Raw genomic sequence first — 927 nt, 5'->3', positions numbered from 1 at the left:
GGGGCGCGCGAGCAGCGCGGCGAGGCCCTGCGCGGCGGGGTCGGCGCGGTCCTCGGCGAGTTCGACGAAGGTGGGCCACAGGTCGTGCACGACGGCGGCGACCGTGTCGGGGCCGGTGCGGCCTGCGACGCGCAGCGTGAACACGGCTTCCGCAGGCGGGATTTCGGCCGGTCGCAAGCGCTGTCCCACGAGCAGCGCGTAGGGCGCGAGCCATTCGGGGGCCCGGTCGTCCCACGGCCGGATCACGTTGAGCCACGCGCGCAGTTCCCCGCCGGCGGTGTCGAGCAGTCGGCGCAGTACGACCGGATGGTTCCACAACGCGTCGTAGAGCGCCGGTACGTCGGTGGTGGCAGCCGGCCCGAGCAGCCGGCACAGGTCGGCGACCAGCGCCTCGGGAGTTACGGTCTCCGATTCGCGCCGCGAGGGGCCTTCGGCCGCCGGCTCGGCGCCGCGCCCGGGCCGGCGGCCGTTGACGGGCCCGGCGGGCGCGGGCGTCGGCAGGATCGGCGGTACGGGGCCCAGCAGCACGTGCACCAGGCGGTCACCCCGGGCGGCGGACAGCGCGGTGTGCCACCCGATCGCGAGCCCGTCGGGCCTGGCCCGCAGTGCGGCGGCCATGTCGCGGGTGACCTCGTCGCCGTCCTCCGCGCGCCAGCGCTCGGCGACGATTCCCGCGAGCGCGGTGTCTCCGCCGAGCAGCCGGTCGAGTACGGCGGCAGGGCGGTCGGCGGCGGGATCGGCGGGCGCGGGGGCAAGCGGCGCGGTGGTGTCGCCCGGCCGGCCCGACGTGCCGGCGTCGGCACGTCGGCCGGCCTCGGCCAACAACTCGACGAGCCGGGTCCCGGCCGTGAGCGTCTGGGGTTCGCGCAGCGTCGCGAGTGCGCCGGTGAGCGCGTCGAGGCCGATCCTGCGGCGCAGCGTGACCAG

At 77.3% G+C, this 927-nt stretch carries 1 pseudogene; it reads right to left on the bottom strand.

Going from position 1 to position 927, the window contains the following annotated elements:
* Positions 1 to 927: pseudogene (locus tag GT354_RS14305) on the bottom strand (hypothetical protein); the annotation flags it as partial.

Source organism: Streptomyces sp. SID3343 (genome assembly GCF_009865215.1).
Taxonomy (GTDB): Bacteria; Actinomycetota; Actinomycetes; order Streptomycetales; family Streptomycetaceae; genus Embleya.
Note: the sequence above shows the minus strand (reverse complement) of the source record. Positions and strands in the feature narration are given on the sequence as shown.